General features: G+C 36.0%; 15 protein-coding genes. 3 read left to right on the top strand and 12 right to left on the bottom strand.

Features of this window, described 5'->3' with window-relative positions; all coding sequences use genetic code 11:
* Positions 1 to 25: 25 nt before the first annotated feature.
* Both ACPWSR_RS11020 and rpsD read right to left on the bottom strand, forming a co-directional pair.
* The gene (locus ACPWSR_RS11020; RefSeq protein ID WP_426348275.1) at positions 26 to 2224 is read right to left on the bottom strand and encodes a stage V sporulation protein D; all 2199 of its coding nucleotides are present in this window, start codon (positions 2222 to 2224) and stop codon (positions 26 to 28) included.
* Positions 2225 to 2488: 264 nt separating this feature from the next.
* Complete coding sequence (rpsD, locus tag ACPWSR_RS11015) at positions 2489 to 3091, bottom strand: 30S ribosomal protein S4 (RefSeq protein WP_426348274.1); 603 nt, start codon at positions 3089 to 3091, stop codon at positions 2489 to 2491.
* 260 nt (positions 3092 to 3351) lie between these two features.
* On the opposite strand from rpsD, the gene ACPWSR_RS11010 reads away from it, so the two are divergent.
* Positions 3352 to 3669, top strand: a complete 318-nt coding sequence (locus ACPWSR_RS11010) for a hypothetical protein (RefSeq protein ID WP_426348273.1) — start codon at positions 3352 to 3354, stop codon at positions 3667 to 3669.
* 32 nt (positions 3670 to 3701) lie between these two features.
* Here the strand turns inward: ACPWSR_RS11010 and cysS are convergent, their stop codons facing one another.
* From cysS to ACPWSR_RS10990, 4 genes are all read right to left on the bottom strand, one after another.
* Positions 3702 to 5102 (bottom strand): cysteine--tRNA ligase, encoded by a 1401-nt coding sequence (gene cysS / locus ACPWSR_RS11005; RefSeq protein ID WP_426348272.1) that lies wholly within the window; start codon positions 5100 to 5102, stop codon positions 3702 to 3704.
* Positions 5103 to 5116: 14 nt separating this feature from the next.
* Positions 5117 to 6829, bottom strand: a complete 1713-nt coding sequence (locus ACPWSR_RS11000) for a proline--tRNA ligase (protein WP_426348271.1) — start codon at positions 6827 to 6829, stop codon at positions 5117 to 5119.
* A gap of 353 nt (positions 6830 to 7182) precedes the next feature.
* The gene (ispD, locus tag ACPWSR_RS10995; RefSeq protein WP_426348270.1) at positions 7183 to 7875 is read right to left on the bottom strand and encodes a 2-C-methyl-D-erythritol 4-phosphate cytidylyltransferase; all 693 of its coding nucleotides are present in this window, start codon (positions 7873 to 7875) and stop codon (positions 7183 to 7185) included.
* Between the two features lie 17 nt (positions 7876 to 7892).
* Positions 7893 to 8993, bottom strand: a complete 1101-nt coding sequence (locus tag ACPWSR_RS10990) for a PIN/TRAM domain-containing protein (protein WP_426348269.1) — start codon at positions 8991 to 8993, stop codon at positions 7893 to 7895.
* Between the two features lie 332 nt (positions 8994 to 9325).
* Between ACPWSR_RS10990 and ACPWSR_RS10985 the strand changes: the two genes are divergently transcribed.
* Positions 9326 to 9736, top strand: a complete 411-nt coding sequence (locus ACPWSR_RS10985; protein WP_426348268.1) for a hypothetical protein — start codon at positions 9326 to 9328, stop codon at positions 9734 to 9736.
* 68 nt (positions 9737 to 9804) lie between these two features.
* Here ACPWSR_RS10985 and disA read toward each other — a convergent pair whose 3' ends face one another.
* The 5 genes from disA to ACPWSR_RS10960 all read right to left on the bottom strand — a co-directional run bounded on the left by disA (position 9805) and on the right by ACPWSR_RS10960 (position 14154).
* Complete coding sequence (disA, locus tag ACPWSR_RS10980) at positions 9805 to 10869, bottom strand: DNA integrity scanning diadenylate cyclase DisA (protein WP_426348267.1); 1065 nt, start codon at positions 10867 to 10869, stop codon at positions 9805 to 9807.
* Between the two features lie 24 nt (positions 10870 to 10893).
* Complete coding sequence (gene radA / locus ACPWSR_RS10975) at positions 10894 to 12249, bottom strand: DNA repair protein RadA (RefSeq protein WP_426348266.1); 1356 nt, start codon at positions 12247 to 12249, stop codon at positions 10894 to 10896.
* Between the two features lie 132 nt (positions 12250 to 12381).
* On the bottom strand, positions 12382 to 13119 hold the full coding sequence (nagB, locus tag ACPWSR_RS10970; protein ID WP_426348265.1) for a glucosamine-6-phosphate deaminase: 738 nt from the start codon (positions 13117 to 13119) through the stop codon (positions 12382 to 12384).
* A complete protein-coding gene (locus ACPWSR_RS10965; RefSeq protein WP_426348264.1) occupies positions 13116 to 13838 on the bottom strand; it encodes a GntR family transcriptional regulator in 723 nt (240 codons plus the stop codon). The genes nagB and ACPWSR_RS10965 overlap by 4 nt, the downstream gene beginning before the upstream one ends.
* Before the next feature lie 121 nt (positions 13839 to 13959).
* Complete coding sequence (locus ACPWSR_RS10960; RefSeq protein ID WP_426348263.1) at positions 13960 to 14154, bottom strand: DUF4250 domain-containing protein; 195 nt, start codon at positions 14152 to 14154, stop codon at positions 13960 to 13962.
* Positions 14155 to 14397: 243 nt separating this feature from the next.
* On the opposite strand from ACPWSR_RS10960, the gene ACPWSR_RS10955 reads away from it, so the two are divergent.
* A complete protein-coding gene (locus ACPWSR_RS10955) occupies positions 14398 to 14625 on the top strand; it encodes a glutaredoxin family protein (RefSeq protein ID WP_426348262.1) in 228 nt (75 codons plus the stop codon).
* A 63-nt stretch (positions 14626 to 14688) separates the two neighbouring features.
* Here the strand turns inward: ACPWSR_RS10955 and ACPWSR_RS10950 are convergent, their stop codons facing one another.
* Positions 14689 to 16155, bottom strand: coding sequence for an NADP-dependent glyceraldehyde-3-phosphate dehydrogenase (locus ACPWSR_RS10950; RefSeq protein WP_426348261.1), 1467 nt, complete (start codon positions 16153 to 16155; stop codon positions 14689 to 14691).
* Positions 16156 to 16161 lie beyond the last annotated feature (6 nt).

Raw genomic sequence — 16161 nt, 5'->3', positions numbered from 1 at the left:
TTATATTATTATTTATGTGTAACAACTAATCCTCTACTATATAATCTAAAGTAAGCTTAATAGTAGTTCCACTTTCTACATATTCATTAACAGTTATACTTTGCTTTATTACCATTCCCTCTCCTGAAAACTCTGCCTTAAGCCCTATCTTTTCAATTAACTCTTTTGCTGCTTGCTTGCTATAACCAGATAAATTCGGAACTACCACATCCTTATTATCTGCAGAAGTCCCCAAAGTAATTACTATTTCTGTACCTTTCTTAACAGAATTACCTGGCACAGGGCTGATAGATGAAACGATATTACCATCTCCTTTAAAGGTACTATTTAGACCTTCTTTTTTAAGATTTTCGAGAGCTTCTTCTTTTTTCATCCCCCTAATCTCAGGGATAACAACCTCTTTTAATAGGTTATCACCAAAGCCATCTCCATCTTCCCCAGACTTAAGAGTTAGATAGTTAAATATATTATTAAGAACCTCATTGGCTACTGGCGCTGCAACTTCACCGGCATAATAAGGACCAGCACTGGGTTCATCTATTGTCACCATTATAGTAAGCTCAGGATTATCAACGGGAGTCATACCCACAAAGGTAGAAACATACTTACCCTCAGCATATTTACCATCTATAACCTTTTGAGCAGTTCCAGTTTTGCCAGCAATATGGTACCCTTCAATTCTTGCACCAGTACCAGAGCCTTCTGTTACAACTCTTTCCAAGTAGCTCCTCAGTAATCCAGTACTTTCTTCACTGAGAACTTTTTTCTTTATCCCTTTACTATAGACATCATCCACTATCAGTATGTTATTTTCATCAGTATGGATAACCTCCTTTAATACATGTGGTGTTATCCAGGTTCCTCCATTAGCAATAGCATTAAAGGCAGCCATATATTGCATTGTAGTAGTGGAATTTGTCTGACCAAAGGATATTGTAGCGAGATCAATTTCAGTAATGTTCTCTAAATCCATTATTACTCCAGTACCTTCACCAGGCAAATCAATGCCTGTATACTCTCCAAAGCCTAACAGCTTAATATACTCATACAGGGTCTCCTTACCAATTAGTTGGCCAAGCTGAATAAAACCACTATTACAAGAATTTTTAATAATATCAGAAAAGCTCTGAGTACCGTGTCCTTGTGGTTTCCAGCAGTTAATGGTTGTCCCATTAATCTTATTTCTTCCGCTGCAGTAGAAGATAGTATTATCACTGACCAACCCTTCTTCTAATGCCGCCACCGCAGTGATTACCTTAAACACAGATCCTGGCTCAAAGGCATCACTGACAGCTCTATTTCTCCAGATCTTTTGCAGCTCTTCATAGCTTTCTGCTCCATCTCTTGGATTGTTCAAATCATAATCAGGTTTATTCACCACAGCTAATATTTCTCCATTGTTTGGATTCATAACCGTAATGGTTACGGCATTAGCTTTATTCTTTTCCAAGGCTGTTTCAGCCGCTTTTTCAGCTATATACTGTATATTTTCATCAATGGTGAGGACTAGATCCTTGCCATCAATAGGATCAGTATATTCAGCGGTGGTATAAGGAAGCTGAGAGTTATAGTTATCCACCTCTGCAATCCTAACCCCGGGAGTCCCCTGAAGGATATCATTATATAAATATTCAAGACCTGTTAATCCATTTCCATCACTATCTGTAACCCCTATAACATGGGATAGCAAGCTATCATTAATGTAATATCTTAAGGTATCCTCAGAAATAATTATTCCTGTAATACCTAATTCTTTTATCCTATCAGCCTTATCCTTATCTATCTGCCTTATCAAAGAAGCAGAGGTAGCATACATTCCGTTTTCCAGCTTGCTTTCTAGCTTTGCCATCACCTTTTCAGGACTCATATCTAATATTTTCCCTAGCTCCTCAGCTAAGGTTTCTATGGAAAGCTTATTGTCACTTTTTTTATTATGATTCTCAATATAGCTTCTTATAGAGGTTAGATCCAGGTCCACTCTATAAACCTCACCACTAACAGCAAACTCATTATAATTTGAATCTAATATCCTGCCCCGTTTTCCATCAATGAACAGGGTGCTAGTCCATTGTGCCTCCGACATGGCTGCATATTCATCACCCTTAATAAGCATTAAATAAAACAATCTAAAGCTTAAAACAGCAAACACTAGAACAATACCAAATAAAATAATGGGAAGTCGATTTTTAGAAATCATTCTTTTTCTAATTTTTCTTTTACTCATAGACACTTTCTCCAATAAGCAATGATTTTCTACTATATGCTGCTCACAAAGCATAAATTTATATAACAGAATATAGTATACTTAAATTAATATTATATTAACACAAAATGTTTTTTCATATAAAAACAGTATATTGTAATTTAGTGATAAATTGGATATTATTATGTAAAATCAGTTAATCAGTAAAGCAAAAAAGCAGGGCAATGAATTTACATTCTCATTGCCCTGCTTTTTATTATTTTATAGTTTATAAGCGAAACAGAATTATTTTACAAGCTTAGAATAGAACTCAATTACTAGCTGCTCATTGATTTCAATAGGTAGCTCTTCTCTCTTAGGAAGCCTAGTATAAACAGCAGAATAATTTTCCTCATCAAGTTCTAGATAAGGAACATTAAAGCCTGGTCTATTAATAAAGTTATCCTCAAAAATAGGATTCTTTCTAGAAGCTTCTTTAAGTGTAACCTTATCTCCTACCTTAACAATATAGGATGGAATATCTACCTTCTGGCCATTTACTAAGATATGACCATGGTTAACCATCTGTCTTGCCTGTCTGATAGAAGATGCTACGCCCATTCTATAAACAAGATTATCTAATCTTGATTCTAGAGTGAATAGTAAAACATCACCACTGATATCCTTGCTCTTTATAGCCTTTTGTACATAAGACTTGAACTGTCTTTCCATTACGCCATAATAAGCTCTAAGTCTCTGCTTTTCAAGAAGCTGAGTTCCATAGTCAGATAGCTTCTTATCGTTTCTTGCTGTTCCCTTGCTTGCTCTGTCCATCGCCTTAGGATGTCCAATTACATTTAAACCGAGTCTTCTACATTGTTTAAATCTCGGTCCCATCATCTTTGCCATAATAAACCTCCATATGATATGAATTTGCCGCGGTATTATTATGCCTTTAGTTATAATATCACAAATTTTTATTATTGAAAATGATTTTCATCAGTAAAAAATTATCATTTATATCAATATTTCAAGACTATCAGTATATACCTCCATTTTTCTATAAAATACTCCCGTTTACTCTTTTTTACTTTTTCTTGTTCTTATATGAAAAATAATTTCTGAGAAGAGAAAAGATGATATATTATATATAAGGAGGCGAGGCTATTATGGAATTAGAAAGGATTGTAAAAAGCGAATACTCAGAGGAGTTCGACAGACTAAGAAAAAATCGCATGGCAACGAGCTATTTCAAATATGGGCCAATAAAAACAAACTATGGGGAAGGCCTCATAAGCGCTTTGGAAAATCTAGAAATCCGATTAAAAAAATATAGAGAAACAGGAAACAAAGAATTCTTAGTAGATATTGCAAATTTTGCAATGATAGAATATCTATATCCCTCACTAGAAAATACTTATTTTGATTCAGAAAGCCACGGCACAGGCTTAAAGGGTACTACAATTAAAGACCTTGAAAACTTATAAAGACTGCAACTTACCAAGCTGCAGTCTTTTAATTAGTTTTCTCTCTTCCATCTAACGCCCTGAGGAGTATCCTCAAGTATTATTCCCCTTGCCTTTAGATCATCTCTTATCTCATCAGCTAAAGCCCAATTTCTTTCTTTTCTGGCCTGCTGCCTCTTTTCAATAAGGGCCTCTATTTCTTCTTCTAGATTTACCTTCTTATCCTCCTGAAGTATTCCTAAAGGCTCTCCTAATTCTCTTATCAGCTTCATTGCAACTTCTATAAGCTCCTTGGAGGCTTCTACAGTAATATTTGTGTTTATATCCTTAACAAGGTCAAATATCACAGAAATACCATCAGCGGTGTTGAAGTCATCGTCCATTTTTTCCATGAACTTATTCCTGTAGCCATCTAAAGTCTTTATATAAGCCTCTTCTCCAGACTTGAGAGCAGTGAAGAGTGAATTATCATAAAGATGTTGAAGATTATTAAGGGCATTATATAGCCTCTCCATGGAGGATGCAGCTGAATCTAATAGCTCATTACTGAAATTAAGCTGTGTCCTATAGTGTCCTGAAAGCATTAAGAATCTTAAAACCTCTGGATTGTACTTTTCTAAAATATCTCTCACAGTGAAGAAGTTATTTAGTGACTTAGACATCTTTTGATTATTTATATTTAAGAAGGCACAGTGAATCCAGTAATTTGCAAAGGACTTCCCTGTGAGAGCCTCACTTTGTGCTATTTCATTTTCATGGTGGGGGAAGATTAAATCAGAACCACCAGCATGGATATCTATGGTTTCTCCTAGGAGGTTCTTCGCCATGCAGGAGCATTCTATGTGCCATCCCGGTCTTCCCATTCCCCATGGGCTTTCCCAGGCCGGTTCCCCAGGCTTTTGAGCCTTCCACACGGCAAAGTCCATGGGATCCTTCTTTCTTTCATCTATATCTATCCTCGCCCCGGCCTGCAAGTCTTCAATATTCTGACCGGATAATTTTCCATAGCCACTAAAATGCTTGGTGCTAAAATATACATCTCCATTAACTTCATAGGCATAGCCTCTAGCTATGAGCCCCTCTACAAAGCTAATAATCTCCTTAATAAACTCCGTAGCCCTTGGATTGATAGTAGCTCTCTTAAGCCTCAAGCCATCAGCATCCTTATAATATTCCTTTATATATTTATCCCCTAAGTCCTTGACGGTTATAGCTTCGTTGTTTGCCCTTTTTATCATCTTATCATCTATATCAGTAAAATTTTGTACAAACTTCACCTTATAGCCTCTAAATTCCAAATACCTTCTGATAGTATCAAATACAATGAAGGTCCTTGCATTTCCTATATGGAATAAATCATAAACCGTGGGGCCACAAACATACATTTTAACCTCACCGGGCACAAGGGTTTTAAATTCCTCTTTCCGTCTTGTAAGGGTGTTAAAAACCTTCATAAACTTCCCTCCCATTAAATCTCAATGTTATTTTTTTTGAATTCCTCTATTATCTTATTATACACCTGATCTAAAGAAATGACTTCCAACTCTTCACTATTTCTAAGCTTAAACTCAACCATGCCTTCTGAAATCTTCTTTCCTATGGTTATTCTAATTGGAGTACCAATAAGATCAGCATCTTTAAATTTAACTCCTGCTCTTTCATCCCTGTCGTCTAAAATAACATCTATCTTTCTCATTCTCAGCTCATTATATAGTTCTTCGGCAGCCTTCATCTGCTCCTCATTCTTTGAAACAGCAACAACTATAGCCACCTTATAAGGTGCAATAGCAAGAGGCCATATAATTCCATTTTCATCATGATGCTGCTCAATCACTGATGCTAAGGTTCTATTTATACCTATACCGTAGCAACCCATAACCAGTGGCTGAGGTGCTCCTGTTTCATCAATAAAGTTAGCTCCCATAGCCTTTGAATACTTAGTACCTAGCTTAAATATGTGCCCAACCTCTGTACCTCTGGAGATGGTAATAGCTCCACCACACTTAGGACATTTTTCACCTTCTTCTATATTTCTGAAGTCGCCAACGGTACCCTCAAAATCTCTTCCGTAGTTTACACCGGATATATGATAGCCAGTTTTATTTGCTCCAACGATGAAATTATACATGTTAGCTACTTCTGTATCCACTAAAAGCTCTGTAACCTTAAGCCCAATTGGACCAGCGAAACCTACCTGCGCAGAGGTTGCCTCTAATACTTCCTCAGGAGTAGCCATATTTAGCTCAGTTACTCCTCCTAAAGCATTAGAAACCTTTGTTTCATTAACAGCTCTGTCACCTCTCACCATAACAGCAACAATTCTGCCATCTGCATTGTAGATTAAGGTTTTAGCAAATTTCTTTTCTGTAGTATTAAAAAATTCTACCAGCTCTTCAATGGTTTTTACATTAGGAGTTTCCACATTTGCTAAAGATTGAAGCTCTTCCTTTTCAGCAAGCTCTGGAGTACTCTGGGCTTTTTCTATGTTAGCAGCGTAATCACAGCAAGTACAGAATACTACATCATCCTCTCCCACCTCTGACTTCACCATAAACTCTGCAGAATTAGAACCACCAATAGCTCCAGAGTCTGCTTCTACGCATTTAACATCAAGACCGCAGCGGTTAAATATTTTTATATAAGCCTCCTGCATCTTCAAATATGATTTATCTAAGCCTGCATCATCCTTATCAAAGGAGTAAGCATCCTTCATTATAAATTCCCTAGAACGCATAACACCAAATCTAGGTCTTCTTTCATCTCTGTATTTAGTCTGTATCTGATATAAATTCAGCGGCAATTGCTTATAGGACTTAATTTCCTGTCTTGCTATATCAGTAAACACCTCTTCATGGGTAGGTCCAAGACAAAATTCCCTTTCATTTCTATCCTTAAATCTAAAAAGCTCTGATCCATAAGCATACCATCTTCCAGAATCCTGCCACAGCTCAGCTGGAATAACAGCAGAAGCTAAAAATTCTTGAGCATCTGCGCTATTCATTTCTTCCCTTACTATTTCTTCTACATTTTTCAATGCCTTTAAGCCTAAGGGCATAAAATTATATACTCCTGAAGCCATCTTTCTCATAAGACCTGCTCTAAGCATCAGCTGATGACTAGCTATCTCTGCCTCAGCTGGAGTTTCCCTCATGGTTAAATTAAGCATTTTAGACATTTTCATCGCCATAACCTCCTGTTTGTTCTATCACTTTTAAAAATTTTTTAATGCTATTTTTGAAACTTTTAATACCTAAGTTAAGCTCAATAACATAGGATAAAGCTTATAAAAAAAAGCCCCCCTATTGTATTAGGGCGAGCTTTCGTCGCGGTACCACCTAAATTTGTACTCTAATAATGTTAACGGTATTAAACCGGATTCCTCAGCTCAAAAGCGGGTTCAAAACCTTTAAAAATCTCTCACCATTGATTTTCTCTCTGTATGTGGTTTCTACTATTCTTTCTTCACAGCCTTTATTTTATCGAAATCATTATATAATCGTTTAAATCCCTTGTCAACCAAAATTACTACAGCAGCTAGCTTAACTCAGCTCTTAAAATACTCTCTGCTATTATAATATCTTCAGCTGTGGTTATTTTAATATTGTCATAGCTGCCCTCATAGAGATATACCTTCTTACCTATAGCCTCTACAGCCATAGTATCATCAGTTACAGCTATATTATCCTCTTTTATTTTTTCATGTGCCTCTTTAATTATTGGAAATAAGAAGCATTGAGGAGTCTGTACTGCAAAGAGCTTACTTCTATCGGGAGTTTCTAGAGAAAAACCATTCTCTGCCTTAATCTTAATAGTGTCCTTTGGAGTCACCCCACAAGCAGCTGCTCCATAGCTTTTAGCTTTAGCAATTCCTTCTGTGATTATTCCTTCACTGACAAAGGGTCTTACTCCATCGTGAATAAGTACTACTTCACAGGCCTCTGCTGCTACAAGTCCATTGTACACAGATTCCTGCCTGGTACCTCCCCCTTTTACTAAAGCCTTAAGCTTTTTAAAGGGATACTTATTCATAATATTATTTCTGTAATATTCCAGCTCATTCTCTGGAAGAACCAAGATTATCTCATGGACTTCTCTGTGTCTATCAAAGGCTGCTATGGTATAAGTAATGATAGGCTTTCCATTAATAAGCATAAATTGCTTACTAATTTCACTATTCATCCTGGTACCTTTTCCACCAGCCACTATTACTACTATATTTTTCTTCACTGTCATCATCCTATATTTTATCTTTGAACTGTATCCTTTTGTTTTGCAAAGATCATTCTACCAGCAGCGGTCTGGAGCACTGAGGTTACAATAACCTCTATAACCTCACCTATGAACTTTTTGCCACCCTCAACTACTATCATTGTTCCATCATCTAAGTAAGCTATTCCCTGATTGGACTCCTTACCATCCTTGATAATCTGAATAGTCATCTCTTCTCCAGGAAGCACCACTGGTTTAATAGCATTAGCTAGTTCATTAATATTTAATACGGAAACTCCCTGGAACTCTGCTACCTTATTAAGATTATAGTCATTAGTTATAACCTTACCTCCAAGAAGCTGAGCTAGCTTTAAAAGCTTACTGTCTACCTCTGCTATTTCAGGAAAATCTCCTTCCCAGTTCTGAACCTCAATACTAAGCTCTTTTTGGATTTTATTAAGGATATCAAGCCCTCTTCTCCCTCTATTTCTTTTTAAGGAGTCAGAGGAATCGGATATATGCCTTAGCTCATCGAGCACAAAGTTAGGAATTACTAAAGTTCCTTCAATAAAGCCTGTTTGGCATAAATCAAAGATTCTTCCGTCAATGATAACGGAGGTATCTAGTACCTTAGCCTCTCCTTTAGCTGTATTCTTACCCTTCTTTTCTTTTGTGCCAGAGCTTTTTTTCATATTTGCTAGGACAGCAATTATATCATCCTTTTTCTTAGCACCTATATCAGCTCCTAAGGCAGCGGCAAGGACGTTTATTAATATAAACGTAAAAAGACCTACTACCGGAAAATTCGTAAGGGGTGAAGCAACAAAATATGAAATAATAAGGGCTATTATTGCTCCTATAGCTCCAAAAAATATTTCTGTTGCTGTTAGTTTTTGAAAATGAAATGCTGTTTGTTCAAAACCTTTATGAAGTCCTTTATAAATCCATGGTGAAATAAAGAAAAATATAATTCCGAATAAAATAGATATAAAAGCAATTGAAAGTACACGATACACAGGATTTGTAAAAAAGTCTATCTCTTGAGCAAATGAAGCATAAACGATATTATAACTTACAAAAAGCCCTATTGTCACACCTAATCCTGTTATTACTAGACTTAGAATTTTTTTCAGCAATGTACACCACCTCCATTTTAATTTTTCAAAGCTTAAAGTCACATAATTTAGTATAATATAACTACTATATTAATACAAAGCTAAAATTTACTATTTTGAAGAATTTCAATTTTGTTTATAATTTATATAGTTTACTAATATGGCTATTATAGCACATATTACTCTATCAATTAAGCTATTAATAAAACTTTAACTAAATCATCCCCCTATACAAACCATTGAATATGATTTATCATAAAACCATAAACACAAAGCCTTTATTGACAAAATTGTTTTAAAATAACTATAATTAAATTACAAGTAAGCATTGGTGCTAATAAGGAGTGAGACTGATGAAGGATATAATTTTTGACAATTTCCAGAACTCAGTAGACGAATGTCTACTAAGACATAGAAGCATTCTAGATATATTAACTAAATATCAGGAGTCTCAGGCAAAGGTCAATAGAGCTGTAGCAAAGGCTATAACGAATTGTGGATGTATTACTCTTATAGCAGGTAAACAGTCTCTTCCTGAAGATTCAGACTCTGAGGAAGCTTCACTGCAGAAGCTGAGCCAGTGCCTTAATAGTCATATAAAGGGAGAGCTCTGTGACAATTGCAGAGAAGTAATTGAAAGAGAAATTGGAAATAATCTTTTTTATTTAACTTCTTTATGCAATGTTCTCGACCTTAATCTCTATGATATTCTTCTAAAAGAGTATGACAAAATCAATACTCTTGGGAAGTTTAATTTAACTTAAAAGATTAGCTAGGATTTTTACGAGCTGACTATACCCCCACGGATTAATTGGGGGTTTATTTTATGCCTCTACATCTGCTGCTCAGCTAATATCTGCTCTTTAATTCTTCTAATACCGTTCTTAATTGCTCTCGCACGAGCCTCCCCTATTCCCTCCACCATATCTAAGGTTTCAATATTAGATTCCATAATTCCCTTGAGATAACCAAATTCCTTGATTAGATTATCAACCACCATAGTAGGTAGCCTTGGTATTTTATTAATAAGCCTGTAACCCCTAGGAGATATTAAGGTGTCTATAAGTGGTACACCTTCATAGCCTAATGCTCCAGCTATAGAGTCTAAATTAATGAGCTCATCAGAGGATATAAGCTGTAAATTTTTATAGATATCATTATGATTTAATCCTTTCCTACAATAATCCTTAATAAGTAAAATACCCTCCTCTTCAATATTCTTAATGAGTTCATGAAGCTGCATCTCTATTAGCCTTCCTTCATCACCAAGCTCCACTATATAACCTTCTATTTCTGTAACAATCCTCATGATCATTTCTGTTCTCTGTATACAGGTTATAACCTCAAACAAGGTAGCCATATCCTGAAGCTCTAAAAGATTAAGATTACTTAAAGCCCTGTCTAAGACCGTTGTATATCGCTCTAGAGTTTGGATGGCTTGATTTGCCTTTCCTAAGATTATTGAGCTGTCCCTTAGGACGTATTTCAGCTCTCCCTTATATACTGATATAATATTTCTCCTTTGAGAAATAGCAATTACAAGATTCCCTGTTTGTTTAGCTATCCTCTGAGCTGTTCTATGTCTTGTGCCTGTTTCAAAGGTTGGAATAGATTGATTTGGGATTAGCTGAGCATTGGCATAAAGTATTTTCTTTCCATCAGAACTGACTATTATGGCTCCATCCATCTTAGCCAGCTCATAAATATTAGCTGGAGAGTAAAGGGCTCCTATACTGAAGCCTCCATCAACTGTTTCCAGCATTTCCTTATTATCTCCAATTACTATAAGCCCTCCGGTCTTTGCCCTTAAGATATTTTCTATTCCTTCCCTTAAGGATGTTCCAGGTCCTAAAATCTTCAGTATGGCTTTTAATTCCGTATTGTTTTCTTCCCTCATAGTTTACCTCATAGTTTTCTAGGGTTAAAACACCTTATTGATTGCCTCTTTAAGAGTATTTACCCCTATTACATTAATTCCTTCAATAGTTATTTTATCCAAATTTCTATAAGGTATCACAATATTTTTAAATCCTAACTTTTTTGCTTCATTTACTATCCTATCGCAATTAGCTACGGGACGTATTTCACCAGTTAATCCTATTTCACCTACGGCCACTACTTTTTCAATCTTTGAACAAACCCCTTTAGAGCTGGAGAATAGGGATAATGCAATTCCTAAATCCGCAGTAGTTCCGTCTATATTTAATCCTCCTACTACATTTACATATACATCAGAGCTATAAAAATATACTCTATTCTTTTTCTCTAATACGGCTAATATTAGGCTTATTCTTGAATAGTCAACTCCTAAGGCAGTTCTTCTAGGCACCGGTATTTTTGTATCGCTCACTAAAGCCTGCACCTCTACAAGGAGAGGTCTCGTTCCTTCCATAATTCCAATAATTATTGAGCCTTCCTGATTGAAATTCGTTTCCTGAAGAAATAGCCCAGAGGGATCATATACTTCTCTGAGTCCCTGACTATTCATCTCAAATACTCCAATTTCACTGGTAGTTCCAAAACGATTTTTTACAGTTCTTAAAACTCTAAAATCCTCAGTTCTTTCCCCTTCAAAGGTGAGCACCGTATCTACCATATGCTCTAATACTCTAGGCCCTGCTAGCTCTCCCTGCTTGGTAACATGCGCCACGATAAATAGCGGAATGGAGTTATTCTTACCTATTCTCATAAGCTCATTAGAACATTCTCTTACCTGAGAAACACTTCCTGGAGCCGAGGCCACTGTATCCTTATACATAGTTTGTATAGAATCTATTATTACAAAGGCAGGCTGCATTTCTTCTACGTATCTTGCAATGACACCCACATTAGTTTCTGAAACAATATATAAATTATCTGAGGAAGCCCCCAGTCTATCTCCCCTTATCTTAATCTGCTCCTCCGATTCCTCCCCAGAAGCATAAAGTACCTTTCCATATTTCAATGCGATATTATTTGCTGTCTGCAGCAGCAAGGTTGACTTACCTATACCTGGGTCACCAGAAATTAAGGTTAAGGAGCCTTTAACCAGTCCTCCCCCTAGAACTCTGTTTAATTCTTGTATTCCAGTATCATAGCGTTCCTTTTCTCCCGATACAATATTACCTATTCTTTTAGGGCTAGAAGAGCTCGATACTATTGCCTCCCTTTCAGGCTTTGTATTTTTAATTTCCTCTACCATGCTGTTCCATGAGCTGCATCCAGGACATCTTCCCAGCCACTTAGCTGATTCATAGCCGCAGCTCTGGCATACATAAAAATTCTTAATTTTTGCCACTTAATATCAACTCCAGCTTTTTATTTTCTATGCAAAAAATCCTGTTTAGATTATCTATACTAAACAGGATAAGCTGCATCTATTATTATATCATAAATTTATTATTAGATTCATCTCATTAGATTAATAGACTTATTTAGAGATGTTAATTAGACTTGCTGCATCTTCATCTACAAATAAGGTTACATCGTGGTGAACCTGAAGTATTGTAGCTGGTGAATCAGTAGTTATTTTGCCGCTGGTAAGCTCCTTTATTGCTTCGGCTTTACCTTTTCCGCTAGCTAAAAGAACTATTTTTTTAGCCTTCATAATAGATCCAATTCCCATGGTTACGGCTTTTTTAGGAACCTCATCTATAGAGTCAAAAAATCTAGAATTAGCTTCAATGGTATCCTTAGTTAAATCAGTAAGGTGAGTGCCAAAGTTTAGCTCCTCCTCAGGCTCATTAAAGGCAATATGTCCATTACCGCCTATACCTAGAAGTTGAAGATCAATTCCTCCAAGCTTCTCTATATTTTTATCATAATTTTTACATTCCTCCTGGATATCTTCAGCTCCACCATTAGGAACATAAGTATTGTTTTTATCTATATTAACATGGTTAAAGAGCTTCTCATTCATGAAATATCTATAGCTTTGAGGATGATCTCCACTTAATCCATAATACTCATCTAGATTTACTGTTGTGATCTTTGAAAAATCAAGACCTTCTTCTTTATGCATTCTTATAAGCTCACTATATAATCCCTCTGGGGTGCTGCCTGTTGCTAGTCCTAATACAGCCTCAGGATTACTTTTAACAGTCTCTGCTATTAATTCCGCTCCTTTAATACTCATTTGTGCATAATCTTTTACTACTACTATCTTCATCTCATTCTTCCCTCTTTCCTCATTATATTTACTTGCAGCAAATATTTGTCTGATCTATATATAGATTCTTCATAAAAAAGCACATGGCTCTCTTTTTCCATAACAATATTTACGGTCTTTAATAGTGGAACCTCCATATCAACCTTAAAAAGCTCCTTAAGACCGTCATCAATCATAACAGCCTGTATGGACGATTCTGAATAAGCTATTGAATGTCCTCTTTCCTCTAAAAGGAAAAATAAAGATCCCTTAAGCTCCTCTTCCTGAATATTAGCCAAATAGCTAACGGGAAGATATACAAGCTCCTTTGCTACAGCCTCTCCATCTACCATACGAAGCCTATCAATCTTATATAGCTTCTCATAAGAGAAAATTTCCTTAAGCTTATCAGGAGTGTCTACTGCAGAGAATTCCAAAACCTTCGTTTCAAGAGTGAAGCCAGCCTTTGAGATTATTTCTGAAAAACTCATTATATCCTTTTGCCTCAGCTTCTTTTCAGAAACAAAGGTACCTTTACCCTTTTCCTTATATAGTATTCCTTCCTGCACGAGCTCCCCTAAAGCCTGCCTGATAGTCATCCTGCTTACCCCATAATACTCCGAAAGCTCTCTTTCGCTATTTATAGGGTGGCCACTCTGCCATCTCCCACTGCTTATATTATCTAAAAAATCTTGTTTAAGCTGATAATAAATAGGAATAGGACTGTTTTTATCTATCATAGTTAATCTCTCCTTAAGATTATTATACACTCTTCTGTCATAGATGTCTAGACCACTATATCACTAAAGATAATTATTACTTATTATCAATGAAGATATTTTTAAACGCTTCATAACAAACTTATAAAGGCTTAAACTGATTAACCTCCCTCTGATATCCATAGCCGATTTCCTGTAGCCTTTCCTCCAGCTCCTTCTGAGGGATATTTTCTATCTCACATAAATCCTCAAGGGAATCAAAATAGTCTCGGAGCTTCATATTAACTCTGCTTAATAATATAAATGGATCACCAAAGGTATAATTTTTTTCTTCCATTTCCTTTACCTCTCAATAAAAATTTTTAATCAATTATACATAGATTAATTTACTTCTTTAGTTTTTACTAATCTCACTAAATATAATCCAATTATTCCTACATTTCAAGTCATATCTATAAATAGGAGCTATTAATTACTATACAAGGGAATATTTCAGTTTATAACCCCCTTGCAAATATACCCCCATATGGTATAATATATTTAATTAATGATTTTGAATATTATAAGGAGATGAAGAAAAATGATAAAGGTATATACTACAAACTCTTGCCCATGGTGCGTAAAGGCTAAAAACTATTTAAAGGCAAAAGGCTTTGAATACGAAGAGGTAAATGTTCAAACAGACTTAGAAGGACGTAAGGAAATGCTTTCAAAATCAAATCAGATGGGTGTTCCCGTTCTTGATATCAATGGCTCTATTATTGTTGGATTTGATAAGCCTTCCATAGATGAAGCATTAAACATTTAATAATATAAAATTTAAAATTAATGTAAAAGACCAATAAACTAGATGTTTACTGGTCTTTATTTGTTAATAGTCTTTATTAAAGTTCAGCACAACAGCCTTAGGTCTTGACATGGCTTCTATGGAATATTTGATTCCTTGTGTACCCATACCAGAGGATTTAACTCCTAGGAATGGGAAGTGGTCAGGACCTCTTTCCGTTTTATTATTAATCTGAACTGTACCAACCTCTAATCTGTCAGCGATATAAAATGCTTTATCAATATCCTTGGTAAACACAGAGGATTGAAGACCATATTCTGATTTATTAGCTATTTCTATAGCTTCATCTATATTATTTACTCTTATAACAGGAAGAACAGGCCCAAAGGGTTCCTCCCAGGCTATTCTCATATCTAAGGTTACATTATCAAAGAGCATGGGCTCGATAAGATTTCCTTCTCTCTTTTCACCATAGACTCTTTTAGCACCCTTTTGAAGAGCATCCTCCACCAGCTCCATGATAAAATCAGCAGCTTTTTCATTTATTAAAGGAACTATAACAGTTCCTTCCTCCCTAGGATCCCCTACCTTAAGCTTTTTAATTCTCTCTGTCAGAAGCTCCACTAGCTTATCAGCCACCTGGTCTACTACCAAAATCCTCTTCACGGCAGTACATCTCTGTCCTGAGTATGAGAAAGCGCCAGAAACTATATTATCTGCAGCAAGCTCTAAATCAGAATCCTCCAGAACTATGGCAGCATCCTTACCACCTAACTCCAGAAGCAATGGCTTCATAGAGGTTATTTCTGATATATGAGCACCGACATCAGTACTTCCAGTAAAATTAATAAAATGAATTTCTGGATGAGTAACTATATAATCACCTATTTCGCTACCCCTACCAGTTACAGTATTTAATACTCCATCTGGAACACCGGCAGCTTTAAATACCTGTGCTAGGAATAAGCTGGATATGCTTCCCTGTGTTGGTGGCTTAAGCACCACAGAGTTACCAGCCATTAAAGCAGGTGCTATCTTAGAAGCTGAAAGATTTATTGGATAATTAAAGGGAGAAATAGCAAGTACCACACCTAAAGGTACTCTTCTAACGAAAGAAAGCTTGTTTCTTTTAGTACCTGGGAAGCTGTCTCCAGGAAGCACATCCCCTTCTAAAGATTTAGCTGCATCAGCAGTGAACCTAATAAAATCTGCAGTTCTATTTATTTCACCCACAGCAGATTTTCTGTCCTTAGCAGTTTCATAGGTCAATATCTTGCCCATTTCCTCAGCTCTCTCGTCTAGTATAGCTGCTGCCCTGTATAATATCTCCGCCTTCTTGTTTATGGGATAATTCATCCAGTCCTTTTGAGCTTCATTAGCATTTTTAATTACATAGTTTACCTCTTCCTTGCTCATAGCAGGAACTCTTCCAACTAATGAACCGTCAATGGGAGAATATATGTCAATTAATTTACCTGTTTTGCTTTCAATCCATCTTCCACCCACAAGATTTCTGTAGACATTTTTCTCTTGAAATAATTCATTGAACATAAACCA

Origin of the sequence: Alloiococcus sp. CFN-8 (assembly GCF_049943125.1) — a bacterium.
In the GTDB taxonomy this organism is placed as follows: Bacteria; Bacillota; Clostridia; order Clostridiales; family Clostridiaceae; genus JAEXZL01.
Note: the sequence above shows the minus strand (reverse complement) of the source record. Positions and strands in the feature narration are given on the sequence as shown.

Coding starts and splice junctions, on each gene's coding strand:
- ACPWSR_RS11000 (WP_426348271.1), bottom strand. CDS start 6,829: ATGAAAATGTCTAAAATGCTTAATTTAACCATGAGGGAAACTCCAGCT.
- ACPWSR_RS10950 (WP_426348261.1), bottom strand. CDS start 16,155: ATGTTCAATGAATTATTTCAAGAGAAAAATGTCTACAGAAATCTTGTG.
- ACPWSR_RS11010 (WP_426348273.1), top strand. CDS start 3,352: ATGGAATTAGAAAGGATTGTAAAAAGCGAATACTCAGAGGAGTTCGAC.
- ACPWSR_RS11020 (WP_426348275.1), bottom strand. CDS start 2,224: ATGAGTAAAAGAAAAATTAGAAAAAGAATGATTTCTAAAAATCGACTT.
- nagB (WP_426348265.1), bottom strand. CDS start 13,119: ATGAAGATAGTAGTAGTAAAAGATTATGCACAAATGAGTATTAAAGGA.
- ACPWSR_RS10955 (WP_426348262.1), top strand. CDS start 14,398: ATGATAAAGGTATATACTACAAACTCTTGCCCATGGTGCGTAAAGGCT.
- rpsD (WP_426348274.1), bottom strand. CDS start 3,091: ATGGCAAAGATGATGGGACCGAGATTTAAACAATGTAGAAGACTCGGT.
- disA (WP_426348267.1), bottom strand. CDS start 10,869: ATGAGGGAAGAAAACAATACGGAATTAAAAGCCATACTGAAGATTTTA.
- ACPWSR_RS10965 (WP_426348264.1), bottom strand. CDS start 13,838: ATGATAGATAAAAACAGTCCTATTCCTATTTATTATCAGCTTAAACAA.
- ACPWSR_RS10960 (WP_426348263.1), bottom strand. CDS start 14,154: ATGGAAGAAAAAAATTATACCTTTGGTGATCCATTTATATTATTAAGC.
- ACPWSR_RS10985 (WP_426348268.1), top strand. CDS start 9,326: ATGAAGGATATAATTTTTGACAATTTCCAGAACTCAGTAGACGAATGT.
- cysS (WP_426348272.1), bottom strand. CDS start 5,102: ATGAAGGTTTTTAACACCCTTACAAGACGGAAAGAGGAATTTAAAACC.